The following is a 26301-nucleotide window of genomic DNA, read 5'->3' on the forward strand; positions in this document are numbered from 1 at the left end:
AAATAACAAGCCTAGTGACGATGGCGGAGAGGTCACACCCGTTCCCATCCCGAACACGGAAGTTAAGCTCTCCAGCGCCGATGGTAGTTGGGGCTAACGCCCCTGCAAGAGTAGGACGTTGCTAGGCTTTATATTAAACATATTCCGCAATAGCTCAGCGACGAGCATTTCTCCTCTGAGCAAACAGCGAGTTGCCTCGACGCATTGTGCTTCTTCGAATGTCTTGAAGAGGAAGAGGCAGTAGAAAAATACGAATAATGATTCGTTAGTTTTTGTGTTTATCCACTATTCCGCAATAGCTCAGCGGTAGAGCAACCGGCTGTTAACCGGTAGGTCGTAGGTTCGAATCCTACTTGCGGAGCCATGCTTCCATAGCTCAGTTGGTAGAGCACTTCCATGGTAAGGAAGAGGTCACCGGTTCAAGCCCGGTTGGAAGCTTGTGTTTATTATTTTTGGCCCGTTGGTCAAGTGGTTAAGACACCGCCCTTTCACGGCGGTAACACGGGTTCGAATCCCGTACGGGTCACTTTTAGGAGGATTAGCTCAGCTGGGAGAGCACTTGCCTTACAAGCAAGGGGTCGGCGGTTCGATCCCGTCATCCTCCATCATTATTTCAATGAAAACTAGTATAGGTGACGCCGGCTTAGCTCAATTGGTAGAGACGAGCGAAGCATCGGTGAAATGACTACGAGTTGCCTCGACGCATTGGACATCTTGGAATGTCTTGGAGAGGAAGAGGCACAAAACCTATCCTTTTCTGGTTCGATTTCTATCTATTATGCCGGCTTAGCTCAATTGGTAGAGCAACTGACTTGTAATCAGTAGGTTGCGGGTTCAAGTCCTGCAGCCGGCACCATGATGGTCGTGGAGGGGTAGCGAAGTGGCCAAACGCGGCGGACTGTAAATCCGCTCCCTGTGGGTTCGGCGGTTCGAATCCGTCCCCCTCCACCATTCATACATAATGATGGATTGTGAAGTTATTTCGATTTGATGGAATAGCTTTTTGTATTGTTGAGTGCTCGATCATTTGTTCCAAAAAGCTTTATGAAATTTGACGTTTCATCAACATATTGGGCTATAGCCAAGCGGTAAGGCAACGGACTTTGACTCCGTGATGCGCTGGTTCGAATCCAGCTAGCCCAGCCATTGTTTTCTTAATGAGCCATTAGCTCAGCAGGTAGAGCATCTGACTTTTAATCAGAGGGTCGGAGGTTCGAGTCCTCCATGGCTCATTTTTTTATTGCGGAAGTAGTTCAGTGGTAGAACACCACCTTGCCAAGGTGGGGGTCGCGGGTTCGAGTCCCGTCTTCCGCTTATCAACATGAATCCTTTTAACGTGGGGCCTTAGCTCAGCTGGGAGAGCGCCTGCTTTGCACGCAGGAGGTCATCGGTTCGATCCCGATAGGCTCCATCATAAAAACTCCTTAAATCGACGAGATTTAAGGAGTTTTTATTTTTTTAAAAAGTAAAGGCCCAGCGACGGCAGGTTGAATCACTTTATTGAGCATCCGCGCAAGATCAAGCTTGGTTCGAGCCTTCCTCAACATGGCTTGTGCCATCTTCGCCGATCGGCGGGCGTTTTTCTTATTAATAATCGAATAAATATTCAAAAAAGTGTCAAGTTGAGTCAACGTTCAGTTATTAGATACAATAATAAATAGAATAAGGATGAAGGAGAGAGACAGCATGAAAAAAATCTCAATCATTGGTGTTCCAATGGATTTAGGACAGACTCGGCGCGGAGTAGATATGGGACCCAGCGCGATCCGATATGCTGGCGTTGTAGAAAGACTCGAACGCCTCAGCTATGACATTGAAGACTTGGGGGATATTTCAATCGGCAAACCTGAACGAATAGATGAGGAAGGAATCAAATCAAATTTGCGAAATTTGAAAGCGGTTGCTGAAGCAAATGAAAAGCTTGCTCAAGCCGTTGATGAAGTAATTAAAAAAGGACATTTTCCGCTTGTATTAGGCGGCGATCATAGCATTGCTATTGGCACCTTAGCAGGTGTCGCAAAACATTATAAAAATTTAGGGGTTATTTGGTACGATGCCCATGGTGATTTAAACACAGCTGAAACCTCTCCATCGGGTAACATTCATGGGATGCCGCTTGCGGCCAGCCTTGGATTCGGCCATCAGGCTCTAACCGCCATTGGCGGATATAGCCCGAAGGTAAAGCCAGAAAATATTGTATTGATTGGTGCAAGGGCGCTTGATGAAGGCGAAAAGCAATTTATTCGCGAAAAGGGAATTAGAGTATATACAATGCATGAAGTTGATCGTTTGGGCATGACGAAAGTAATGGAGGAAACGATTGCTTATTTAAAAGAGCGGACAGATGGCGTCCATTTATCGTTAGATTTAGATGGTTTAGATCCACATGATGCTCCGGGAGTAGGTACTCCTGTTATCGGCGGTCTGACGTATCGTGAAAGCCATTTAGCTATGGAAATGCTGGCTGAAGCACAATTGATTACTTCCGCTGAATTTGTAGAAGTAAACCCAATTTTAGATGAGAGAAATAAAACAGCATCTGTCGCCGTTGCGCTCATGGGATCGCTGTTTGGAGAAAAACTAGTGTAGGCAAGACGAGAGATGCAGACGGAAAAATCCGTCTGCTGTTTTTTTTTGTAAATATGTTAAAATAGATAGTGCGTCCAAAAGAGAAACTTTTTTCGTTTTACGAACGTATACAATTAATAGCCGCATGAGCGGGGGTATTATTGATTATGGAGATGTTTGTCAAAAAGCATATTAAAGCGATCCAAAAAGGAGACCAAAATGCCTATGCCGAGATTGTCGAGCTTTACAAAGACAAGGTCTATCGGCTATGCTATCGAATGCTTGGGAATCGTCATGAAGCGGAGGATGCTGCCCAAGAAGCTTTTATTCGGGCGTATGTCAACATCCATACGTATAACCCAGCAATGAAATTTTCTTCATGGCTTTATCGCATTGCGACGAATTTATCCATCGATAAATTGCGCAAAAAAAAGCCGGATATGTATTTGGATGAAGAAGTAAGCGGAACAGACGGTTTAACGCTATATTCTCAACTGCCTTCGAATGATGCTTCTCCGGAAGAAACAGTCGAAAGCCTAGAGCTTCAAGAGACGGTTCAAAGGGCGATTGAAAAGCTACCTGAAAAATACCGAAGCGTTATTGTCTTAAAATATATGAATGATTTATCGTTACAGGAGATTAGTGAAATTCTTGATCTGCCTATAGGAACCGTCAAAACGAGGATTCATCGGGGAAGAGAAGCATTAAGAAAGCATTTAGGCCATTTATGAGAGGTGAACAAACATGAAATGTCCGGATCAAATCATAGAGTGGATGCATGATTATTTAGATGGCGATATTGCTCCGGATGATGAGAAGAGGCTACGAGAACACTTACAACATTGCTCTGCGTGTTCTCAGCATTTCAATAGTCTGAAAAAGACGGTAGCGTTTATTCAATATGCTTCGCCTCTTGCTCCGCCGGCGGATTTTACGGCAAATGTGATGGCAAAGCTGCCGAAAGAAAAACAACGAGTCCGTGCAGGAAGATGGCTGAAAAATCATCCCGTTTTGACAGCTGCTTCTTTATTTGCTGCTTTAACTGTGGGAAGCCTTTTTACAACGTGGAACAAAGAGCAGCAATTTTCCGTTTCTACTAGGGAAAACGTGATTATTCATGATCATACGGTGATTGTTCCAAAAGGAGAAACGGTAGACGGCGATATCGTCGTGCGAAATGGAAGCATCAAGATTGAGGGAAAAGTAAATGGGGACGTGACCGTCATTCATGGTGAAAAATATTTAGCCTCCGCTGGACAAGTAACTGGAGATGTGGAAGAAATTAATGAGATGTTTGATTGGATTTGGTATAATATAAAAAACGCAGTGAAAGCTATGCTTGAGTGAAGGCCATCTCTTTTGATGGCTTTTTTCGTCATGTGATATAATAAAGGAGTTGTTTACATAAAAAAATAAATAGGAATTAGAATGATAAAGGAAGTGTGAGAATGCCTTTTGGAGAGCTCCCGGTGTTAAGTTATCTAAGCAAAATTGTTGATATTCTTCTTGTATGGTACGTTTTTTACAAATTGATCATGATTATTCGCGGAACAAAAGCGGTTCAGCTTTTGAACGGGATTATTTTGATTATACTTGTGCGAATGGCCAGCAACTTTTTAGGCTTTAGCACATTGCAATGGTTGATGGATCAAGCGTTGACATGGGGATTTTTGGCGATCATCATTATTTTCCAGCCAGAGTTAAGACGAGCGCTTGAACAATTAGGGCGTGGAAGGATATTTTCGCGAAGCAGCGTACCAGAAGAAGAAGGGAAAACGAAAGTGGTTGAAGCGATTATTAAGGCAACAGAGTATATGGCAAAACGCCGCATCGGGGCCTTAATATCCGTTGAGCGGGAAACAGGCATGGGCGACTACATTGAAACAGGAATTCCACTGAATGCGCAAATCTCCTCCGAACTGTTAATTAATATTTTTATCCCGAATACACCGCTGCATGATGGAGCTGTCATTGTCCAGAAAAATCAAGTGGCAGCGGCGGGATGCTACTTACCTTTATCAGAAAGCCCTTTTATTTCAAAAGAGTTAGGAACCCGGCACCGCGCTGCCTTGGGCATCAGTGAGGTGACCGATAGCGTGACCATTGTTGTGTCCGAAGAAACGGGGGCTGTATCGGTTACAAAAAACGGGGAACTGCATCGAGATTTGACTCCAGAGCAATTTCGTGAACTGCTCACGAAGGAGTTAGTACGGACAACGAAGACTACTTCCTCATCTCGTTGGCAATGGAGGGGGAAGAAAAGTGGATAAATTAATGAATAATCACTGGTTTATGAAAGCTTTTGCTCTGTTATTGGCGATCATGCTGTATATGTTCGTCAATATCGAGGAAAAGGAGATGAAATCAGGGGCTACGCGCAATTCGGTGGGACAGACGGATATCGAAACGGTTACAAATGTTCCTGTCGTTACGTATTATGATGAAGAAAATTTAGTGGTTTCAGGTGTTCCGAAATTTGTGAACGTGACATTGGAAGGACCGGCAAGTATTTTAAAGCCGACCGTATTGCAGCGGAATTTTGAAGTATATGTGGATTTAACGAATTTGGAGCTTGGCACTTACACCGTTCCGTTTAAATATAAAAATATCTCTGATAAGCTGACGGTCGCTATTCAGCCAGCGACGGCGAAGGTCACCATTCAAGAGAAGGTTTCTAAAGAATTTTCGGTCGATGTCGATTTTATTCATAAAAATAAAATGGCGGATGGGTATACTACCGAGCAGCCTATCGTCAAACCGGATACAGTGACCATTACGGGGGCGAAGGATTTAGTTGATCGAATAGCGCTTGTCAAGGCAAGAGTAGATTTATCCGGAGCTGCAGATATTTTGCGTCAGGAATCTCGAGTGATCGCTTACGACCGTGACGGACGGGTGCTAGATGTCGATATTAATCCTTCGATTGTCGATATCACTGTACCAATTAAGAGTCCAAGCAAGTCGGTTCCGCTCAGAATTAATCAAACAGGAACTTTAAAAAAGGGCCTCAGTATTGTTAAAATTGAAACCGTGCCAAATGAAGTGACGATTTTCGGTCCCAAAGAGGTCATTGATCCCATTGAATTTATTGATGGCCTCACCATTAATTTAGATGAAATTACAAAAAATACAACTTTAGAAGTGAAAGTTCCTTTACCTCAGGGAGTTAAAAATGTAGATCCTCAAAAAGTAAAAGTGAATATACAAGTCCAGCAGGAGGAAGAAAAAACCCTTTCTTTTCTGCCTATTGATATATTGGGATTGAGCGATCAATATACCGCGCAGTTTATTGATCCGGAAAATGGGACGATGGATGTCCAGCTGCAAGGTGCGGCGAGTGTGCTGGATCACATTCAGCCAGATGATATCCAGCTTTATGTCAATGCCAATGAATTAGGAGCCGGTGAACACGACGTAGAGGTAGAGGTTAATGGGCCAGAAAATATTAAATGGAATTTGCCTAAAAATAAAGCAAAGATACGAATCATCCAGCGATCATGAGATAAAGGGGAGATATGCATAATGGGTAAATATTTTGGCACTGATGGTGTACGCGGAGTGGCGAATAGTGAGCTGACACCAGAATTAGCGTTTAAAATAGGACGCTGCGGCGGCTATATCTTAACAAAAGATAAAGAGCGGCCAAAGGTGTTAATTGGCCGTGATACACGCATCTCAGGACATATGCTTGAAGGGGCGCTTGTTGCCGGATTGCTTTCAATCGGTGCAGAAGTTATGCGTCTCGGCGTCATTTCAACACCAGGAGTGGCCTATTTGACAAAAGCATTAGGCGCTCAAGCGGGAATTATGATCTCCGCGTCGCACAATCCAGTTCAAGATAATGGAATTAAGTTTTTTGGGCCCGATGGATTTAAGCTTTCAGATGAGCAGGAACAAGAAATTGAGCAACTGTTGGACAGTGCCGAGGATACACTGCCTAGACCGACAGGAAAAGAGTTAGGTCAAGTTAACGATTATTTTGAAGGTGGACAAAAATACTTGCAGTATTTAAAGCAAACGGTTGATGAGGATTTTTCCGGGCTTCGTATTGCGCTTGACTGCGCGCATGGAGCCACTTCTTCATTAGCAACCCATCTTTTTGCAGATTTGGAGGCAGATGTATTGACGATGGGAGCTTCGCCGAACGGCATTAATATTAATGACGGGGTTGGTTCTACGCATCCAGAGGCGCTGGCTGAATTTGTGAGAGAGAAAGAAGCAGATGTTGGGCTGGCGTTTGATGGAGATGGAGATCGTTTAATTGCGATTGATGAGCATGGGAATGTCGTGGATGGCGATCAAATTATGTACATTTGCGCAAAATTTTTAAAAGAACAAGGACGTTTAAAGCATCAAACAGTCGTATCGACCGTGATGAGCAATCTTGGGTTTTATAAGGCATTAGATGAACATGAAATAAAAAGCGTGCAGACGGCCGTCGGCGACCGCTACGTTGTAGAAGAAATGAAGAAACACGGCTACAACCTTGGCGGTGAACAATCAGGACATATTATTTTTCTTGATTACAATACAACAGGAGACGGATTATTGACGGCATTACAGCTTGTAAACATTATGAAGGCCACGAAAAAATCTCTTTCTGAGCTGGCGAGCGAGATGCTAAAATACCCTCAGCTGCTTGTCAATGTGAAAGTAACGGACAAACATCAAGTGATGGAGAATGAAAAGGTGAAGGCTATCATTCAAGAGGTAGAAAATGAAATGCATGGGAATGGACGAATTCTTGTCCGCCCATCCGGCACAGAACCGCTTGTTCGCGTCATGGCAGAAGCGCCGACGAAAGAAGCGTGTCAAAGCTATGTAGCTCGTATTGTTCAGGTGATTCAAGCTGAAATGGGAGCTGAATAATGGCCCTTTTTGGTAGACATCCTATGCATAAATGGAACGCTTTATTCCATTTATGCATATTTTATGTTGTAAAGGATATTACAGTTGACGTCTTTAGGGCGTTTCCTGTAATATTAATTTTGTTGTCATTCACATATAGAAAGGTGGGTAGAAGAAGCTTTCATGAAGAAGCGCCTGGACTAAGCGATGATCGGATAACCGCTTAGTTGACGAGGAGGAGGTTGATCGAATGCTCGGCGGATGCCTCCCGGCTGGTGCGATTGCAGCCGCAAACTTTTCCTTAAAACAAAGAGGCGACTCTTTGCACAAAGGGAAAAGTCCAATCGTTTAATCAAAGAAAAGGGGCAAGAAAGGCCCCTGCTTGCCCCTTGAAAATAGGGAGGAAAACAAATATGTGTGGAATTGTTGGATATATTGGACAACAGGATTCAAAAGAGATTTTATTGCGCGGACTGGAAAAACTAGAATATCGCGGTTATGATTCAGCTGGAATTGCGGTGTTAAACGAAGATGGCGTGCATGTTTTTAAAGAAAAAGGCCGCATTGCTGATTTGCGGCAAACGGTTGATCTCAATGTACAAGCACCGCTTGGCATTGGCCATACCCGCTGGGCGACACATGGGGTGCCAAGCCGTACGAATGCTCACCCGCATCAAAGCGCTTCTGGACGTTTTACGTTAGTGCATAATGGAGTCATTGAGAACTACGCATTATTACAGCGTGATCATTTGCAGAATGTACAGTTCCAAAGCGAAACGGATACAGAAGTGGTTGTTCAGTTGGTTGAAAAATTTGTGAATGATGGATTCGAAGCGGAAGAAGCATTTCGCAAAACATTAACACTTTTAAAGGGATCGTATGCGATTGCTCTCATCGATGCAGAAGATCCAGAGGTGATTTATGTAGCGAAAAATAAGAGCCCATTGCTTGTCGGCCTTGGGGACGGATTTAATGTCGTAGCCAGCGATGCTATGGCGATGCTGCAAGTGACAAACCAATACGTCGAATTAATGGATCAAGAAATGGTGATTGTCAAGCGGAATGCGGTCACGATTAAAAAATTGGACGGTCAAGAGGTGGCACGCTCTCCATATACTGCGCAATTGGATGCAAGCGATATTGAAAAAGGAACCTATCCGCATTATATGTTAAAGGAAATTGACGAGCAGCCGCTTGTGATGCGCCGTATTATTCAAAAATATCAAGATGCGTCAGGTGCTTTAACCATTGATAAAGACATTGTCAATGCGGTACTCGAAGCGGACCGCCTCTATATTATTGCGTGCGGCACAAGTTATCACGCGGGCTTAGTCGGCAAACAATTGCTTGAAAAATGGGCGAACATTCCGGTTGAAGTGCATATTGCTAGCGAATTTTCATACAATATGCCATTGTTATCGAAAAAGCCTCTATTTATTTACATTTCACAAAGCGGCGAAACAGCAGACAGCCGCGCTGTACTTGTTCAAACGAAAAAACTTGGCTATAAAGCGTTGACGATCACCAATGTACCTGGTTCTACATTATCACGCGAAGCAGACTATACACTATTGCTTCATGCTGGTCCAGAAATTGCGGTTGCCTCGACAAAAGCCTATACGGCTCAAATTGCCGTTCTTGCGATTTTAGCAACAGTCGCAGCAAAAGCTAAAGGCATTGCGCTTGATTTTAGCTTGGTGAAAGAGCTTGGCATCATCGCAAATGTCATGGAAATGCTTTGTGATGCAAAAGAAGAGATGGAGCAAATTGCTCGCGAATATTTAGAGACCACACGCAATTGCTTCTTCATTGGCCGCGCGTCCGATTTCTATGTAGGGCTTGAAGGAGCATTAAAGCTAAAAGAGATTTCCTATATTCAAGCAGAAGGATTCGCTGGCGGTGAGCTAAAGCATGGAACGATTGCTTTGATTGAGGAAGGCACGCCGGTGGTTGCTTTGGCGACACAAGAGCATGTGAATTTAAGCATTCGCGGCAATGTGAAAGAAGTGGTGGCCCGTGGCGCCAACCCATGCATTATTTCCATGAGAGGCTTGGAAACAGACGAGGACCGTTACGTCATTCCGGCTGTTCATCCAATGCTGACGCCGCTTGTGGCCGTTGTGCCGTTGCAGCTGATCGCTTACTACGCTGCTTTACACCGCGGCTGCGACGTCGACAAACCGCGCAACCTCGCCAAAAGCGTAACGGTGGAATAGAGAAGGTTTATATTGCTTTAAAGTTTGATAAAAATAACCTCTTGCGGATATCATATCCGCAAGAGGTTATTTTTTCATTTTTTTAGGAATTCAAAAAGGGGGAGGAAATGAAGGTTTCGAGACTTTTGTTCTTGTAAACGATAGTGGTATTTTAGACAGGCACACTTTAAACAAAATGAACGTGTTGCCCAACGTATATGGATATATAAATGCACATAAACCAATCCACTTTGTTTGTACATTTAATGAAAAACGATCTAGGAAGTTTCGGCATTATCGTTATGTGTCAGTTCTGTATGATGATTTTGGCTATTTGCTCTAGCTTTGCAGCATCATCATTGTTTTTTATATTTTAACAGTTTTTGGTTGACGTTCAAACAATTTTATAATAAAAATAAAAATGAAAACTATTCAAATTATTCAAGATATTTAAATGAGGGGTGGATTGTCACTAAATCCATCTATTTCCTATAAAATAATTTTAAAGGTTCTGGTTTACATGCTCATGATTGTTATCAAAATGGCTAAATTACAGTTATTAAGGGAGAATAGTATGAATAAAATTCTTTTACAATTAGAAGGGGCAGCTATCCTATTGTTGAGTCTTTATTTTTACTCTTATAACCAATTTAGTTGGCTTTTGTTTTTCGTTTTGTTATTCGTTCCAGATATATCAATGATTGGTTATTTATTCAATAATAAAGTTGGTGCCGTGCTTTATAATTTATTTCATACATATAGTTTACCAATTGGAGCTGTTATCTTAGGAGTGCTGTTATCAAGCGAAGTGGTTTTAGAGATAGGCTTAATATGGTCTGCTCATATCGGAATGGATAGGATGATTGGTTATGGATTAAAATATCCAACACATTTTAAGGACACGCATTTAAATCGTGTTTAAATAAACGATTGAACTAAAGGATGTTGTTGGTCTGGATCTGTGTCAAATCTTTGGACACTTTCATTCTATCCTAACTAAATGCCTGTTTCTTTAATAGTGAGAGAGTGAAGCATTTGGCATCGAGCTCCTGTAGTCATGATTCTGTTGCTGAGAATCCAGATGGTTATAAAATAGGTGTATTTTGCAATAGAAAAGTGCAGAAAAATGCGATCAAAAATGCAGAGTGTTGCCACCCTTATAAGCTACTTTCTCTTAGAAAGAGCGTTAGCCAACCCATAACTTTCTCCGTGAAATGAAAGTATATGAGCGTGATGGATTAAGCGGTCAACTAGTGCTGCTGTTAACCTCGAATCTGTAAAGATTCTATTCCATTGGCTAAATTCTAAACATGTAGTTAATAGAAAGTCATCCCCCCAAATTAGCGTAAGAACCAGTTTTATTTAGCGGCCACAGGTTGACCTGAAAACAGGTCAACCTTCTGTTTTTATCTTAATATTTTTAATTTCTGTATCTTTATATCTTTTTACGTTAATTGATACGGCTAAAAAAGAAGATGTGAAATATAATATTGAGGCTAATATGTATACAAGTTTAACTCCTAAAAAATCAGAAATGGTTCCCATTAGGAAAACAGATATAGAAAATACAATATAATATATGTTACTTTGAGTAGAATAAACTTTTGGTAGATAACTTTCCTCTATAGATGACTGAAAGTAGGTATTTTGCGATACATCTCTAAGTTGATTGAAAGGTCCCATAATAAATACTAAAGTAAGCGCTACAATTGGTGATTTAGTAAAGGCATAAATTAAAACAAAAACACTCACTCCGAAGGATCCTAATATTATACTATAAACTAAATTTCGTTGCATCCATTTTGAAATTAAGACAATGAAAATACCACCAATTATACTACCTAAATAGTAACTGGCGTTGATATACCCCCACCAAGTCTCATTTTGTTTTAATATTTCTTTTACGAATACTAATGTGATCCCTCCAATCCAAATTCCCCCTGCAATTCCTTCAATTATCCCCATAATTGTTATTAACCTAAGGTTAGCATTCTTAAATAGTATAGACCAGCCAATTTTTATGGAATTCCAGTTAGGTCTAGATTTACTAGCTCCGCGAAATTTTTCAGATATGAGAAGAGTAGATAGAGCAGACAATATATAGAGACTTAATGCGAAGTACAAAATGTTAATGTCTCCAAAGTGAATTGCTGCTACCCCACCCAAAGACCAACCCAACAAAGCAAGGGATTGGTCCGTCGTACTTATTAAGCTATTGGCTTTTGCTAATTTCTCTTTTTGTACGATTTTAGGTGTTAAAGAGTTTCTTGCAGGATTTGTCCATCCATCTAGGAAACCGATGAAAAAAATGATTAAATAAATAATTAAATTAATCAAAAAATGATTGATATCTTTGAAGTAAAACAAAAGAATAAGTATAAATAGTAAATTACGATTGTCCAAATAAAGAAATTCTTAAGATGAACTTTAAAGGATATCGATCTGTTATTATAGGCATAAAAAAGCTACTTAGAAACTTTGCTATAACATGAATCATGGTAACTAAACCCGCTAAAGTCCCTGAGCTTGTAATATGGTAAATCATCATAGTTACTGTCATCATATATAGGGAATTAGCTAATTTCCCCAGTGAATTTCCCATCCACAAAAAATAAAAAGATTTATTCAATTAATATCCTCCTCTACAAGTTTATTTTGGTTCATATACACACACAAAATCACTGTCACCTTCTCTATCGAATAATTAATCTTTTCTCTTCAAATGCTGAGTATAAATACTCTCTAACTTTGAAATGATCCTCCCTTTAATATAAATTTAATTTTTATTTTTATATTTTTAAAAAAATATTTTATTTTTTAGGAATATTTGAGGAGGGATTAAAATGAAAATGAAGAAAAATTGGCGCAACCGTCTTGCTATTGTAATGCCAGTATTGCAAGAAGAAAAATGGTAAAATTCTAAGGGGCAGGGAGAATATTTTTTCCCTGCCCTTATACTGAAGATTGAGGGGGAAAAAGAGTGAGTACTGAAATTAAACATTTACATATAGAAATATATGAAAACGATATGAACTTACTTTCTCAAATTGAAGAGGTTTTAGAACCAGACTATTTAGATTCACTTACTGTGCCGAAGTTAAAAGATTTATTTAACTCACGTATCATTCCAGAGTTGTTAAAAGTGTCCCATCCTGTTGCTGCTGAATATATATTTGGGATGTCAATTGGACATCCACATACATATGTACGTTATAGGTTGATAGATATCGTAAAAAATTGGTTACCGTATTTTTCTGCGGTAGAAACCATTGTTAGATTAACTCACGATCCTGATGATTTAGTTTCTTTTAAAGCTATTGAAATTTGTGGACAAGAAAAAATTGAGGAAAGCTATAAATTACTAGCACCTATTATCGGTGGTGCTAGCAAAAAAGTTTATTCACCTAATAAACCAGTAGGATTAGGAGCACAGAAAGTTCTAAAATCACTTATTGACCTGCTAGGTACTGATGATCCTGAAGAATTACAATTAATAGAAAATTACTATAAAGAACACGGACATTTGTTTAATAGGTATGACTTTGAAGAACCTATCCCTAACGAACTATTAGAAGAGTTTTGTAAAAAAGAAGAAGAAGGAATGATTTTAATTCCTGGTGTTTTTTTCACTTTTGGGCTTGATCCGCATCAAGTGCCTGATAAAACGTTCGGGTGGCATGATGCAATACCTTCTAGGAAAGTTTGGCTTCCTCCATTTTTTATTGATAAGTATCCAGTAACCAATGAAGAGTATGATGAGTTTGTTGAATATACTAAGAAAAATGGTCATATATTCTGCCATCCTAATGAACCTCAAGAAAAAGATCATACAAGAAACACTTTTTGGGATGAACGTTTTAAACCCGATCATCCTGTAACGGGGATTGACTGGTATGATGCATTTGCGTTTTCAAGGTGGAAAGGCAAGGAGCTACCAACTGAATTTCAATGGGAAAAGGCTGCACGGGGAGAAGATGGTAGAATATGGCCTTGGGGTAATGCTTTTAATAGAAATGCAGCAAATTGGTGTGCTCATTGGTTAAATTATACACCTGAAAGTTTGGATGAATGGCGGGAGGGTATTTACCTCGTTCTCTGAAGAATTTCCGGAAGAACCTATCAAGAGAGCATCCGAATTTGAAAAGGACGAATATGTTAGCCCTTATGGCGTTGTTGGAATGGTGGGTAATCATTGGGAATGGACACGAAGTGATCTATTAACTGGCAGAGAGTTTCACCCTGGTTTCTCGAATAAACAGAGTAAACATCATGCCTTTGCGGTGTTGAAAGGAGGTTCTTTCTTTTCATTACCGGGTCTAATGTATCCTTCTTTCAGGGGGAAGGATATTCCATTTTGCAGGCATAATGAAATGGGTTTTAGGTGTGTGAAAAACATTCCTATTTATACTTTAAGAAAAGCTATAGGTAAACCAATTACAAATACGGCTATTTATTAAAATTACTGGAATGGCTAACGTAAGTTATTATAAATGTTACGTCAGCCTTTATTATTTATATACTTCGTAATAATAGAAATATATAATTTTGACTCTGGACAAATCGTCACTATTTGTGAATCCATGTAATGAAGAGTGATAGTGTTGTAAAAAAATAAAGTAAAAACTCGAAGTTGTGCATAAGAATGCAACATAACACATGCAGTAAATATCGATGAAATCCATACCATCGGGGTTGCTCCACCCCATTACTCTTTAGCTCGTTAAATACCCGCTCCATCTCGAGCGAAGCCCAAACAACCATTGGCCCAATCTCGTTTTCAACAAGACAGGAAGACCCTGACCATAGGCATCTTTTCGTTCCTTGCTATTGCGGCGGTCGGTGGGAGACATGAATAAGATTCCTGCTTGCTCAGAAGTTTGTCGGACCTTTTCGCTGTTATACGCGGCATCCCCTAACACACAAACTCCATATCCCATTGCCCCAAAAGAAGCAAGTAATTCTGGTGTCACTGCCGCATCATTCCTGTTCGCTGTGGTCAATACGTGAGATAAGATGATTCCCTCGGTAGTGGTACAGGGATGGAGTTTATATCCTTTAAACCAGTAGCATCGGATGGCCCCCCACTTTGCCTATGAATGATAAAGCCTGCTTAGAAGGACCGTGCTGTCGATCAGGACGATTTTGAGATACCGTACTTCTAGATCTTTGAGCAGCTGTGCGTGAAAAACAGAAAATCTCTGTTCCCAAAACCACTTTGCCGCACGGGAAAGCGACAGCGATTTTAGATCGCCTATTACATCACGCCATTACCTTTAATATCAAAGGCGATTCTTATCGTCTACGAGAAAAGAAAAAAGCAGGAGTTTATCCTGCCCAGTTGCCTAATTAAACGTTCATAATGGGGAATTTCATTTCGTTGAAATTGGGGTATTTTAAATCGTTATTGACACTATAATAAAGATATTTACAAAATTCCCCTTAAAAAAGGTAATATATTAGAAATTAATAAGTTTTTATTTTTTGAATCTGATGACATTGTGATTAATTTAAAGCCTTTATATTGACTATTTATCCGGAAATATTTGAGGAATACTATTATCAAAAAATATGAAGAGACTAATCGATTATAACCAGTAATTAATACTAAAATGTTGAAGATGTGTTTGGTTAATGGTCAAGTCCGGTGAACTTCTTTGTCATTTGCGTTCCTAACACATTGTCAATGTTAAAAATGTTGATCAAATTTGTAATGGAATCATCGAATCCATCCAACATGATACGGCCATTCAATTCGTGGGAGTTCATAGAACCGCGGCATATGCGATCAAACTAGTAAGTCGTTGCTGTCCGTTTGCCGGTAAAATCTATGGACTCAATTAAAGGTCATTTGATGTTGCATTGAGTATACAATATAAAATCGAATGATGTGAATGGATGAGGGAGAAAACAGCTGTCAAATCCCATTTAACCTAAGGCGGTGTATCGACGAATTTGTTTTTCGAAAAGGGCATGATGATAGAGTGGCGGCGATGGGAGAAGTGTATTTTATCGAAGCAGGAAAGAAGGAGGAAGCCATTCGAAGCGTATTGGCGTGTGTGTCTTCTTCGGTCCAGTGGGTCGTGAGCGATTTGAAAAAGCCATTCAAGGGGTATATCCAGAAGCGATACGTGTAGCCGATTATTTTTATGTCATTTAGTTGTTTACAGAAGCTTTAGATCGGTACCGTAAAGAGTGCCATCGCAAAAGCACTTGTTAAACGAACAGAAGAAATCATTTCGTTCATATTGTTGCCTTATTCGAATGGTAGAATGGAAGGAACGAACAACAAAATCAAGCTGATCAAACGTCGAGGGGATGGATACAGAAATATCCAACAATTGGCATTACGGGTGCGGCTAGAAACGTCTACCATACTTCAATGGTAGATGCAAGTACAGCTTTTGGTGATGAACTATGATTTTGGAGAATAAGGTACAATATTCATTACCAGGCCTTGATTTATAGATTTCTGTTAAAATAGAGAGGAAGCGCTTTTTGAAACCAATAGCGGAATGGAAGCGTGAATGCAGCAAAGTTTTTGGAAAGGGGAAGAGCCATTTTGATCAAAGCGATTATTTTTGATTTTGACGGTTTAATTGTAGATACAGAGACAGCTTGGTTTGAGGCTTATAAAGAAGCGATGAATGTCTATGATGTCGATTTGCCGCTGGAACGTTTTGTTCAAACTGTTGGAACAGATAATGCGGCGCTTTATGAATTTGTTCAACAGCAGCTGGGGGAAAACGTCAGCATTGAAGAAATTGAAGCGAAAGCCGCAAGTTTTTATCAAATCAAGATGAAAACCCCTCAGGCGCGTGAAGGGGTGAAGGACTATTTAGAAGAGGCAAAGCAATTGGGCTACAAAATAGCGATTGCTTCAAGTTCTAACAAGGAATGGGTCATTCATTATTTAAATGGGCTCGGTCTGCTGTCCTATTTTGAAGTGATTATTACAAGTGAAGATGTGGAGGGCATCAAACCAGCTCCCGACTTGTATCTAAAAGCGCTGGCTGCTTTAGCTGTCCGTCCTGATGAAGCAGTCGTTTTTGAGGACTCGTTAAATGGGTTGAAAGCCGCTTTGGCCGCGGGATTAAAATGTGTGGTTGTGCCTAATCCAGTCACAAAATTTCTAAACTTTCAACAGCACAGCTTGCAGCTAAATTCGATGGCGGAAAAGCGTTTAGCGGAGGTGATCGAGCTGATCAAAGGATAATGGAGAGGGGCATTTTACATTTATATAAATGTGAAAATCTACTTAGCCGAAAGAGAAATGCGATCATAGTGGCATGGAGTCTTGTGCGGGCATGATTTCTTTTGAAAAGAAGCCAGCTGTTATTTGGCATCGTCTCAAGCAAGACGATCATGCCCGCCGCTTTATATCAGGCAAAATAGGGACACAAGTGAAAATTGAGCCCTTGGAAAAAGACGGGTTACAGATGGAAAAGCGCCACCGTATCTCGCGTTTTTAGACGTTCGATCATGTCATACCATGCTTGCGGTTTGTTCGGCAAGACCGCATAGTAGCGTGTTAAAAATGTCACGATAAGCTCAGTCGGAAGTTCATTTACATTTTCGTCCATCGGAAGGAAGCAAAGGTCAAGTCCTTCTACCGCTTCTCCGTCATTGTTCCAGGATGGATGAACATAAGGGAAGTCAAGGCGTTTATAGCCGAGGTGGGACAAGACTTCCCGACGGACATATGGGTCCATCGGCTTCACGCCGCCAAATTCATAATGTTCGACACGATACGGGTCATAAATTTCCGCAAACATGCCAAATAATTGGTTTCCACAAGCGGCTGCCCAAGCGTTTAAGTCTTCTAATCTCTTTTTGGCTAAAAATCGGCCGATTCCAAGTCCCGCTTGCCCGATGATGGTGAAATCCGTCATGGCAATATTGACATCTTCATAATAACGGTACTCTGTTGCGCCCACGACCTTTCCTTCATGAACGGCCACGCATACACGGATTCCCGGATCTTCTAGAGGTTCTTTCCAAAAATCGAATGCTAATACTTCCTCAGGTGGAAATACTTCTTGCATCAATTGGTGCATTTTTTTAACATTCTTCAGTCGAGAAGTCTCCCACTTCTAAATCTTGCGAAGCTTGATGAAAGTGGGAGATGAATCGACTTCGGACAAGGACAGGCTTTTGCCTGTTCAATTGTCTGACCCTGTGGTAAAATAAACCTATGTCGTTCTTTCATAACTGGATATAGGAGGTTGCATGGAGAAAATAAAATGCGAAAACCAAGCTGATCCTTCCATGCGTAAAATATCCAAGGTACAAAAGAACTCCGAATTGTCGGACATCTAGGGTTGGAACGACCCGAAGTCACGCTCAGGGAGACGAAAGGCGGCTTTCGTCGTGGAACTGAGAAGCTCCCACTTCAAGCTTTAGCTAAGTGGTGAGTAGTTCACATAAAGGGTCTTCAATACTCGTGATTCTCCGATATTCCATTTCCTCATTCTCCTTGCCGTAATTTTTTCAAAAACGGATTTTTCCATTCCATCAGGACCGCATAGTTACGAGATTCCTCATCCTCCAAATAGTTTTCTACCACTTTCACAGGAGTGCGGCCACAGCGAAGCAGGAATGTAATGACGGGGTCTTTTAATTCGCCTTTGATCACCGCTTCGAGGTATTGCTCCGCTGTCATTTGATCTGCCTTTTGATGATAGCCGGGCATTCTCCCTCCGCCTAACAAACGTTCTAATCCGAGCTGAATGACGACTTCATACATGGAAAGCATCAGCCACTTTCCCAGCCCTAATTTGCGATAGGCGGGGCGTACGCCAATATCGACAACATAAAGCGTATTCCCGTTTGGCTGATGATTGCGAATATAGCCGTGATCGGTAATTTCTTCCCATGTATGTTCCGGATGATTCGGATCAAAATGAACAATGAGCCCGGTCATCGATCCGGCCATTTCGCCATCGACCTCCACACATAAGGCTCCTTCTGGAAAGAGCGTCACGTGGTTTTTTAATTGTTCCGTGTTCCACCATAGTTCAGAAGGAAAGGGAGGTGGGAAGCTTTCCTGTTGAATGCGGATTAAGCCCGGAAAATCTTTTTCTTCATAATTTCGAATCACGGCTCGAACAGGCCGATCGTTCTCAAACACGTAAAGCTCTTTCCAGTACATGATGCTTCCTCCTTATTTCCAATCCGGATATAAATCTGTGCGGCGGTCGCGCCATGTTGTCACCGATCCGCGCTCGCGAACTTGATATAGCAGATCTAAATCAAGATCAGCGGTCACGACCATATCATGATTGATTTCCCCTTCCACTAAAATGCCGCGCGGAGGGAACGGGATGTCATTTGGGGTAATGACAGCCGCTTGGCCGAAGTTCGCGCGCATAAAGTCGACGGTTGGAAGCGAACCGACTGTGCCGGTTGTCACGACATATACTTGATTTTCAATGGCTCTTGCGTGGCTCGTATAGCGAACCCGATGAAATCCATGACGATCATCGGTGCAAGAAGGACAGAAAATCACATCCGCTCCTTTTGCTTTGGCCATGCGAACGATTTCTGGGAACTCAATGTCATAACATGTCAACATCGCAATCGTTCCTTTTTCCGTCTCAAACACTTGCAATCCTTCGCCAGGAGACATGTTCCATTCTTTCACTTCCGTAGGTGTAATGTGCAGCTTTGCTTGTTCGGCGACTCTGCCATCTGGATAAAATAAATGAGCCACGTTGTACAATTTGTCACCTTTGCGAATAACATGGGTTCCCGCAATGATATGCATCTTTGTTTTCTTCGCCCAATCTATAAATAAAGAACGATAGGATTCTGTAAAATCAGGAAATTCTTGGATGGTCAAAGGCCGGCCTTTGCCACTTTCGATGGACATCAGTTGGGTGGTAAAAAATTCTGGGAATAACACGAAATCCGCTTCAAATTCTTGGGCGGTTTTTATATAATGCGCCACTTGCTGGGCAAATTCTTTGAATGAGTGGATCGTATGCAAATGATACTGAACAGCAGAAACTCTAATTTTCATCGTCATACTCCTTTCTTGGCGTTCATGAACGAAAAATTCCCTTGTTCACCCATGAAATGGTGATACTGATATTATTAGATACATGATCCATTTTCACAAGTACACACTTTTATAGCACCTAGTGTAAAAAAGTATACTATAGGAAGCGGATGATAGCGTGAAAAGAGGACGTGCAAACGATGAATAAACATTTCGCAAGGACAACCGGCATCTCTCCATGTCCTTGCGACTGAAAAAGCAATCCATTATCTTGATTGATCGCATGAATTCCCTAAACCATGCGGGAAAGGGAATGTTTATTTCATAGGCTCGTTGCTGGATACGTGGTCCTTTGCGACCGTCTCCATATAGTTTTTCCCCCATTCATACATGGCATCGAGAATCGGCATGAGGCTTTTTCCGAGCTCTGTTAAAGAATACTCCACTTTTGGAGGTACGACAGGATAGACTTTTCGGTGAATAATGAGGTCTTCTTCCAGTTCCCGCAGTTGATTGACAAGCATTCTCTGAGTAATTCCTGGCATAAGAGCCTTAAGTTCGCTAAATCGCTTTGTTCCTTCTTTTCCAAGATGCCACAAAACTAACATTTTCCATTTGCCGCCGATAACGGCGAGTGTCAATTCTTTTTCGCAATTATACGTTTTTCCACAAACACGTCCCAAATTGGCTCACCCCCGTGTCTATTATAACGAAGATTCCAAAAGAAACACCATTTCCGTGCGAGTGGATAAAAGTGTAAAAACCGATCGGGGAACATGTCCTGATTTTGCCTGCTCATGTGAAAAACGGATCAGAAGGTCTTTTTCTACCTTACGACAAGTTGAACGACCGTTTTTACAGGTTTGTTTGATTATAGTATGATAGGAATATGCTTATGAGAGCGGCTGATTTGTGAAAATCCCTACTTTTCTGTTCGAAGAATGGATTATTTTTAGCGTAGATTCAAAAATAATTTTAAATGATGAATGATATAGTTATAAAGGTGTGTCTTTTTTATTCGGGGTGTTTTTTTGAAAAGGGATGATAGCAAAACTTATAAAGCAATCAAACAACATAAGAGCCATTATCCCAATCCAATCAAGCTGCGCAAAGGGGAAACGGTTATCATTGGTGAAAAATATAATGGAAATGAAGACTGGAAAAATGGGATATACTGTTTCACTGTTGATAATCGCTTAGAAGGCTGGGTGCCAGAACAAATCATCAAAAAACAAGGGAAACATGGGGTAATTGTAGAGGATTATACGGCGAAAGAATTAGATGTTGAAATCGGTGAACAATTAATAAAATGCAAAGAACTCAATGGGTGGTATTGGATGAAAAAAATAGAAACACTAGAAGAAGGCTGGGTGCCGATTGAGAATGTAGTAGAATTAAAATGAACGTATTCAATCTGAATATCTAGGAGCCTCTGTCCTTTATACTTATGCATGAATATAGTGAAGGATGAATGTAAAACGCTTCAAAGGATCTGTTTTTGACGATGCAGGTGTCTGAGCGGCATCGTTTTTAGATTCGTCTTTTGGGCGTTTGGTTTACCGTTCGTCCTTTGTTGTGCGCTGAAGGCAAGTCCAAAGACTTGTCTTGCGATTGTGGGTTTTTATGGACGTTATGCATTCCGTTTTAAGTGCATGTATATAAATGAAAACGCTAGTGAATTAGAAGGTGTGACATTTTGAAAACAACGAGACTTCATGACAAGATATTGATTTTTATGATGATCGCAGGAATCGCTCTTAGCCTGTTTTTTTTCATAAAGGGAGATGGGGCTAAGGATCAAGATCATCATATCAAAGGAAAAAACGAGAAGATGGAGCATACAAAATACTCTGGTGTGGATATTATCACCAATACGGACGATGAAGAAACGTACCGCAGTGCGATTCATTACCCGAAATTTCAAGGGGAGCGATTAAATCGTGAAATCGGTCAATATGTCAAAAGCACGGAACAAAAATTCCATGAAGAGTTGGGCAAAGGTGATCAAACCTTTTTAAAGAAACGTCCGGCTGTTTTTTACTTGACCTTTGACATTTATCCTGTGATGGATCATATTTATTCTATTGTTTTTCATGAAGAAAGCTATTATGGAGGAGCAAACGGTAATCAACGCGTAAAAGTTTTCATTGTAGATGTGGAAAATGATCAATTCATTAACCAAACAGAGATGATTCAGAATACCGAACAAGCGAAAGAAAAGCTATACCATCTTTTACTGAATGCCTTTAAGCAGTCCAAGCAATACGGTCCATTTTTGTTTGAAGAAGAATTAGAAAATAAAATGAAACAAGATGGTGCATATGCCAATATGTATTTGACTAACCAGTCATTCGTATTTATTTTTGATAAATATGAAGTAACGGCGGGGGCTGCGGGAACGCCTGAAATCTCACTGTCCTATGATCAAGTCAAAAATATTTTAACAGAGAAATGGGCGGATCGGTTAAGCATTATCCCTGATAAGCCGGAAGATTTAACCGTTCCGAATGGAGATCGTGGAAATGAGTCCCCTTCTAATCCGCCGGCAGAGAAGCCATCATCCCCTCCATCCAAGAGGGTGGCGCTCACCTTTGATGACGGGCCGCACCCGCAGAATACGTTGAAGATATTAAATTTATTAAAAAAGTATGAGGCTAAGGCTACTTTTTTTATGTTGGGAAGCAGGGTTGATTTTTATCCAGACATTGCTAAAAAAATAGCAGAGGAAGGGCACGAGTTAGGAAACCATACTTGGGATCACAAAGATCTGACGACTCTTAATAGCGCAGAAATAAGAAAAGAAATTCGCGATACAAATGAGATGATCAAAAAGACAACCGGTCGAGAGCCTACTGTGTTTCGCCCTCCGTACGGTGCCATAAACGATCAAGTCAAGAGAATGGTGGGCATGCCTGTCGTATTATGGACAGTCGATACGTTGGATTGGCAATCTCACGATCCTCATGCTATGCTGCAAATAGTCAAAAAAAATGTGAAAGATGGATCCATCATTTTGATGCACGATATTCATGAATCAACGGCTGAAGCCGTGGAGCCGGTGTTGAAATATTTAAAAGATGAAGGCTATACCTTTGTGACGGTTTCAGAGTTAGAACAACATTAATTGAAAAAAGAGTGAGAGACTTCTCCGGAAGTATGTTAAACAAGATTCATGGCTGAGCATTAAAAAGGAACTTTGTATGGATTTTATCAACACAACGATAGAAAGCCCCGCGGAGAAAATTCCGAGGGGCTTCGTGTCATTGCAAAGTATGCCAATAAAGCGAAGGATCGCCAACAGTTCTTTTGTTTGCTTCTGCTGTCTCCCTGCGGATGAAAAGGAGTCTCGCTAAAGCCGAATAATCCCCATAATTAAAAATCGTGTCTTGTGACAACGAACTGAATGACAACACCAAATGGATCTCGAATCATGGCATAGCCGGAGCTGAAGGAGTTTGCCTGAAGCGGCATTAATACGGTCACATCTTGCTGCTCCGTAACAGCCTCATAAAGCTTTTGAATGGTTGCTTGATCTTTCGATTGTATGCACAAAGAAAAGCTATTTCCAAGTTGCCACGGTCTCGATGGATCTGTCGCTTCTTCGGCAATCATCATCTTATTTTGTCCGATTTCTAGTACCGAATGTGTAATATACTCATCTTGCCCCTCGCTATATTCAAAAGCGGGATCGATTTCTTTCATTTGCTTATAAGTCACTTTTAAAAGCACCTTGGCCTGTAAATATTTTTCGTAAAATGCGATAGCATTCGCCGCTTGGCCGTTTAAAGATAGAAACGGAATCACTTCAAAATTCATATAGCTCCCTCCTGTTTTTCATTCATGAATGTGTGGATCCATGCATAAATCATGCAAAAAAAATTCATCCTACACACCCCACCTCTTAATCACCATTGCTTTTTTAGTGTATAATAAAAAGGTGACAGAATAAGGCACCAATAGAGGAGATGTTTATGAAAAAAGCCGAACGATTAAATCTGATGCTTAAATTTATCAATCAAAAAAAGCGGTTTACTTTAAGTGACTTAATGGCTGAATTTCACATTTCCAAAAGAACGGCCCTCCGCGACATCGCTTCGTTGGAAGAAATGGGAGCGCCTATATATGTAGAGTATGGACGGAACGGAGGATATTACTTGCTCAATCAAATGAAATTACCGCCCATCTCCTTTAGTAGCCAAGAAGTGTATGCCCTCTATCTTTCGCTTCAAGTATTAGAAGGATTTACCGATCTCCCGTTTAAAGTCACCTACGAATCGATTCATAAAAAGTTCAATGATGCTTTAAGCGATCAGCAAAAGGAGAAGATCGCCAGAATCAAAAACAGGGTAGTGTTTTATCAAACGAAACAGGTAACCAAATGTCCCTGTCTGGAGATGATAATGACCGCGATTATTGAGCATAAAGTGCTAAAAATCCGTTACCGTGATGCGGAGCGATTGATTCAGCCATTAGTTATTTACGCTTTAAAGGGACATTGGTATTGCCAAAGCTTTGATATGGAAAAGAGGGAATATCGCGTTTTTCGCTGTGACCGCATCTTGCATGCAGCGTTGACGGAAACAGAGCCTTTGAACGAATTGGAGCATGTTACGATGTTAAATAGCCACTCTTTATGGAAGCCTTCCGAGAAGGCGATATCGTTTAAGTGTTTACTGGATGACGGCGGGATCGCTATTTTTCAAACCGAGCATTACCCTTCGATGCGGCTTGTTCACGAGGAGAATCACACCTATTTAATAGGCACCTTTGAGCCAAATGAATGGAATTTTATCGTGAGATACTTAAGCAGGTATGGAAAATCGTTAAAAATCATTGAGCCGGAGGAATTGAAAATACATATGAAAGAATATTATATGGATTTCATTCGTCAGTTATAAAAAATAAAAAGACAACTATCCCCAAGCTAAAAACCATGAGGAAAAAGGCTGAATTTGTTATGATCATGATGAACCATTCAGAAATTTTGCATGGCTTGTATAGGAGGGAAATCCAATGAATCCAGTCATTGAAACGATTTTACAGCACCGTTCTATTCGGAATTTTGCGGATCAGCCTTTGTCCGATGAGCAAATTCGCACCATTGTCGAGTGCGCCCAAGCAGCCTCTACGTCCAGCTTTATTCAAGCTTACTCAATCATTGGAGTCAAAAATAAAGAAGTGAAACGAAAGCTTGCCGAGCTGGCTGGGAATCAGTCTTATGTAGAGAATAATGGCCACTTTTTTGTCTTTTGCGCGGATTTATATCGCCATCAAATCATTGGTGAAATGGAACATATGGATGTATCGGCGTCATTAGAAAGCACCGAAAAGTTTATGGTCTCCCTGATCGACACGGCGTTGGCTGCGCAAAATGCTGTAATAGCGGCGGAGTCGATGGGATTGGGAGTCTGTTATATCGGGGGGTTACGGAACCATTTACCTGAAGTATGTGAGCTCTTAAATATCCCGCAACGGGTCATTCCGTTATTCGGAATTGCCGTAGGATATCCGGCGCAAGCCCCAGACAAAAAGCCGCGGTTGCCTTTTCAGCATATTTACCATGAGGATACATACCGGCAGGATCGCACCGAGTTCGAAAAACAATTGGGGCAATATAATGAAGTGATTTCTTCATATTATCAAAAACGCACCAATGGAAAACGGGATGACACATGGACGGAACAAATGGCCAATATGTTAAGTAAGCCAGTCAGAATGTATATGAAGGAATTTGTCGAAAGCCAAGGCTTCAACTTAAAATAGCTTTTATTGCGATATCGGATATGGATGGAAAGCGGGCACAGGAACTATTTTTTACTTTGGAGGCCATATGAAAATTAGTAAGCTTTATTTTCATATTCATTATTGCAATTGGAAGGACCCCCATTCATCGGGAAATCGTGTGCGGAAAGTCGCCAGAACTTTGCAGCATCATGCTTTCCTATTTTTTGATAAAGGGAAGGGCAATTTTACGATCGGAAAAAAGCGATATGCCATTCAAGAAGGCAGGCTGTTTTATGTTGCTCCTCATGTATTCCATTCGCTTGAACTGGATCCAAAGACGCCTTTCTGTTGTCTTACCGTCCATTTTAGCTATGCGAGCGTGCATTTTAATGATCTGCAATGGGAGATCAAACAAGAGACGGATATCCTTCCTTTGCCGTCTGTTCAAGAAGTGAAAGACAATTATCAGGTGGGAGATCTGTTTAAAAAATTAGTGGATAGCTGGAATGCGAAGCTGCCCGGATATGAATTTCTTGCGAAAACGCTGCTGCAGCAATTGCTCATTGCCCTTTATCAAAACAATAAAAGGAAAGATCGCAATGATTCTGTCGCTTTAAAAGTGGAAAAAATGATTCAGTATATGCATCAAAACGTGACGCGAAAGATAACGTTGGCTGAATTGTCGGAAATGACACAGCTATCCCCTTCCTATTTGTCGAGAATGTTTAAAGACATTACCGGATATTCTGTGATTGGTTTTTTTAATAAGATCAAAATGGATAAAGCAAAAGAATTGATGATGGAAGGCAATAAAAAAGTGAAAGAAGTGGCGCAGGCGCTTGGGTTTGTTGATGAGTTTTATTTTAGCCGGCTATTCAAGCGAATGGAAGGGATCAGTCCTTCTGAATTTTATAGCAAAAATGTCCATGGATTATAATATCGTGCATGGTATAAAGCCCATCCGGAAGC

21 protein-coding genes, 10 tRNA genes, 1 rRNA gene and 4 pseudogenes are annotated in these 26301 nt (G+C 40.9%); 28 read left to right on the forward strand and 8 right to left on the reverse strand.

What is annotated here, in order from left to right; genetic code table 11:
* Positions 1-10: 10 nt before the first annotated feature.
* The 19 genes from rrf (at position 11) to AT864_RS10760 (ending at position 10533) form a co-directional block, all read left to right on the forward strand.
* Positions 11-127 (forward strand): 5S ribosomal RNA (rrf, locus tag AT864_RS10665).
* Positions 128-289: 162 nt separating this feature from the next.
* Positions 290-364 (forward strand) — tRNA-Asn (locus tag AT864_RS10670).
* Position 365: 1 nt separating this feature from the next.
* Positions 366-438 (forward strand) — tRNA-Thr (locus AT864_RS10675).
* A 16-nt stretch (positions 439-454) separates the two neighbouring features.
* Positions 455-526 (forward strand) — tRNA-Glu (locus AT864_RS10680).
* A gap of 6 nt (positions 527-532) precedes the next feature.
* Positions 533-605: transfer RNA gene (locus AT864_RS10685), tRNA-Val, on the forward strand.
* A gap of 175 nt (positions 606-780) precedes the next feature.
* Positions 781-856 (forward strand) — tRNA-Thr (locus AT864_RS10690).
* 10 nt (positions 857-866) lie between these two features.
* Positions 867-951 (forward strand) — tRNA-Tyr (locus AT864_RS10695).
* 120 nt (positions 952-1071) lie between these two features.
* A tRNA-Gln gene (locus AT864_RS10700) sits at positions 1072-1146 on the forward strand.
* A gap of 13 nt (positions 1147-1159) precedes the next feature.
* Positions 1160-1232, forward strand: a tRNA-Lys gene (locus AT864_RS10705).
* A gap of 10 nt (positions 1233-1242) precedes the next feature.
* A tRNA-Gly gene (locus tag AT864_RS10710) sits at positions 1243-1314 on the forward strand.
* A 24-nt stretch (positions 1315-1338) separates the two neighbouring features.
* A tRNA-Ala gene (locus tag AT864_RS10715) sits at positions 1339-1411 on the forward strand.
* Between the two features lie 275 nt (positions 1412-1686).
* A complete protein-coding gene (gene rocF / locus AT864_RS10720; RefSeq protein ID WP_066148937.1) occupies positions 1687-2589 on the forward strand; it encodes an arginase in 903 nt (300 codons plus the stop codon).
* Between the two features lie 146 nt (positions 2590-2735).
* Positions 2736-3299: an RNA polymerase sigma factor SigW gene (gene sigW, locus AT864_RS10725; protein ID WP_066148939.1), complete on the forward strand. Its 564-nt coding sequence runs from the start codon at positions 2736-2738 to the stop codon at positions 3297-3299.
* A gap of 13 nt (positions 3300-3312) precedes the next feature.
* Complete coding sequence (gene rsiW / locus AT864_RS10730) at positions 3313-3915, forward strand: anti-sigma-W factor RsiW (RefSeq protein WP_066148942.1); 603 nt, start codon at positions 3313-3315, stop codon at positions 3913-3915.
* A gap of 101 nt (positions 3916-4016) precedes the next feature.
* Positions 4017-4838 carry a diadenylate cyclase CdaA gene (cdaA, locus tag AT864_RS10735; protein ID WP_066148944.1) on the forward strand — a complete coding sequence of 274 codons (822 nt, stop codon included), beginning with the start codon at positions 4017-4019 and terminating at the stop codon, positions 4836-4838.
* A complete protein-coding gene (locus AT864_RS10740) occupies positions 4831-6069 on the forward strand; it encodes a YbbR-like domain-containing protein (protein WP_066148946.1) in 1239 nt (412 codons plus the stop codon). The genes cdaA and AT864_RS10740 overlap by 8 nt, the downstream gene beginning before the upstream one ends.
* Before the next feature lie 21 nt (positions 6070-6090).
* Positions 6091-7437: a phosphoglucosamine mutase gene (gene glmM / locus AT864_RS10745; RefSeq protein ID WP_066148948.1), complete on the forward strand. Its 1347-nt coding sequence runs from the start codon at positions 6091-6093 to the stop codon at positions 7435-7437.
* A 392-nt stretch (positions 7438-7829) separates the two neighbouring features.
* Positions 7830-9632 (forward strand): glutamine--fructose-6-phosphate transaminase (isomerizing), encoded by a 1803-nt coding sequence (gene glmS, locus AT864_RS10755; protein WP_066148950.1) that lies wholly within the window; start codon positions 7830-7832, stop codon positions 9630-9632.
* 553 nt (positions 9633-10185) lie between these two features.
* Positions 10186-10533, forward strand: a complete 348-nt coding sequence (locus tag AT864_RS10760; RefSeq protein WP_066148951.1) for a DUF4260 domain-containing protein — start codon at positions 10186-10188, stop codon at positions 10531-10533.
* Between the two features lie 242 nt (positions 10534-10775).
* Here the strand turns inward: AT864_RS10760 and AT864_RS17585 are convergent.
* Positions 10776-10934: pseudogene (locus AT864_RS17585) on the reverse strand (ATP-binding protein); the annotation flags it as partial.
* Between the two features lie 69 nt (positions 10935-11003).
* The gene (locus AT864_RS10765) at positions 11004-12014 is read right to left on the reverse strand and encodes an MFS transporter (protein WP_066148952.1); all 1011 of its coding nucleotides are present in this window, start codon (positions 12012-12014) and stop codon (positions 11004-11006) included.
* Positions 12015-12639: 625 nt separating this feature from the next.
* Here AT864_RS10765 and AT864_RS18510 point away from each other — a divergent pair.
* A pseudogene (locus tag AT864_RS18510) lies at positions 12640-14068 on the forward strand (formylglycine-generating enzyme family protein).
* 255 nt (positions 14069-14323) lie between these two features.
* Here the strand turns inward: AT864_RS18510 and AT864_RS18335 are convergent.
* Positions 14324-14686, reverse strand: a complete 363-nt coding sequence (locus AT864_RS18335; RefSeq protein ID WP_231734635.1) for a transposase — start codon at positions 14684-14686, stop codon at positions 14324-14326.
* 155 nt (positions 14687-14841) lie between these two features.
* Here AT864_RS18335 and AT864_RS18175 point away from each other — a divergent pair.
* From AT864_RS18175 to AT864_RS10785, 3 genes and pseudogenes are all read left to right on the forward strand, one after another.
* Positions 14842-14961, forward strand: a pseudogene (locus AT864_RS18175) (ATP-binding protein); the annotation flags it as partial.
* A gap of 589 nt (positions 14962-15550) precedes the next feature.
* Positions 15551-15997 (forward strand): annotated as a pseudogene (locus AT864_RS17590) (transposase); the annotation flags it as partial.
* 173 nt (positions 15998-16170) lie between these two features.
* Positions 16171-16824, forward strand: a complete 654-nt coding sequence (locus tag AT864_RS10785; protein ID WP_066149002.1) for an HAD family hydrolase — start codon at positions 16171-16173, stop codon at positions 16822-16824.
* Positions 16825-17041: 217 nt separating this feature from the next.
* Here the strand turns inward: AT864_RS10785 and AT864_RS10790 are convergent, their stop codons facing one another.
* From AT864_RS10790 to AT864_RS10805, 4 genes are all read right to left on the reverse strand, one after another.
* On the reverse strand, positions 17042-17665 hold the full coding sequence (locus tag AT864_RS10790; RefSeq protein ID WP_066148954.1) for a GNAT family acetyltransferase: 624 nt from the start codon (positions 17663-17665) through the stop codon (positions 17042-17044).
* A gap of 410 nt (positions 17666-18075) precedes the next feature.
* Positions 18076-18759, reverse strand: coding sequence for a GNAT family N-acetyltransferase (locus AT864_RS10795; RefSeq protein WP_044742608.1), 684 nt, complete (start codon positions 18757-18759; stop codon positions 18076-18078).
* Between the two features lie 12 nt (positions 18760-18771).
* Positions 18772-19629: a carbon-nitrogen hydrolase family protein gene (locus AT864_RS10800; RefSeq protein ID WP_066148955.1), complete on the reverse strand. Its 858-nt coding sequence runs from the start codon at positions 19627-19629 to the stop codon at positions 18772-18774.
* Between the two features lie 296 nt (positions 19630-19925).
* On the reverse strand, positions 19926-20291 hold the full coding sequence (locus AT864_RS10805) for a helix-turn-helix domain-containing protein (RefSeq protein ID WP_044742606.1): 366 nt from the start codon (positions 20289-20291) through the stop codon (positions 19926-19928).
* A gap of 348 nt (positions 20292-20639) precedes the next feature.
* On the opposite strand from AT864_RS10805, the gene AT864_RS10810 reads away from it, so the two are divergent.
* Together AT864_RS10810 and AT864_RS10815 are read left to right on the forward strand one after the other, a co-directional pair.
* Complete coding sequence (locus tag AT864_RS10810) at positions 20640-21011, forward strand: SH3 domain-containing protein (protein WP_066148956.1); 372 nt, start codon at positions 20640-20642, stop codon at positions 21009-21011.
* Between the two features lie 293 nt (positions 21012-21304).
* Entirely contained in the window at positions 21305-22732 is a 1428-nt protein-coding gene (locus tag AT864_RS10815) for a polysaccharide deacetylase family protein (RefSeq protein WP_052660941.1), read from the forward strand.
* A gap of 248 nt (positions 22733-22980) precedes the next feature.
* Here AT864_RS10815 and AT864_RS10820 read toward each other — a convergent pair whose 3' ends face one another.
* Complete coding sequence (locus AT864_RS10820) at positions 22981-23424, reverse strand: VOC family protein (RefSeq protein ID WP_044742605.1); 444 nt, start codon at positions 23422-23424, stop codon at positions 22981-22983.
* A 155-nt stretch (positions 23425-23579) separates the two neighbouring features.
* Here AT864_RS10820 and AT864_RS10825 point away from each other — a divergent pair, with 155 nt between their 5' ends.
* The 3 genes from AT864_RS10825 to AT864_RS10835 all read left to right on the forward strand — a co-directional run bounded on the left by AT864_RS10825 (position 23580) and on the right by AT864_RS10835 (position 26269).
* The gene (locus AT864_RS10825) at positions 23580-24506 is read left to right on the forward strand and encodes a YafY family protein (protein WP_066148957.1); all 927 of its coding nucleotides are present in this window, start codon (positions 23580-23582) and stop codon (positions 24504-24506) included.
* Between the two features lie 115 nt (positions 24507-24621).
* Positions 24622-25371, forward strand: a complete 750-nt coding sequence (gene nfsA, locus AT864_RS10830; RefSeq protein WP_066148958.1) for an oxygen-insensitive NADPH nitroreductase — start codon at positions 24622-24624, stop codon at positions 25369-25371.
* Positions 25372-25438: 67 nt separating this feature from the next.
* A complete protein-coding gene (locus AT864_RS10835) occupies positions 25439-26269 on the forward strand; it encodes an AraC family transcriptional regulator (RefSeq protein ID WP_044742602.1) in 831 nt (276 codons plus the stop codon).
* Positions 26270-26301 lie beyond the last annotated feature (32 nt).

Origin of the sequence: Anoxybacillus sp. P3H1B (genome assembly GCF_001560855.1) — a bacterium.
Lineage (GTDB): Bacteria > Bacillota > Bacilli > Bacillales > Anoxybacillaceae > Anoxybacteroides > Anoxybacteroides rupiense.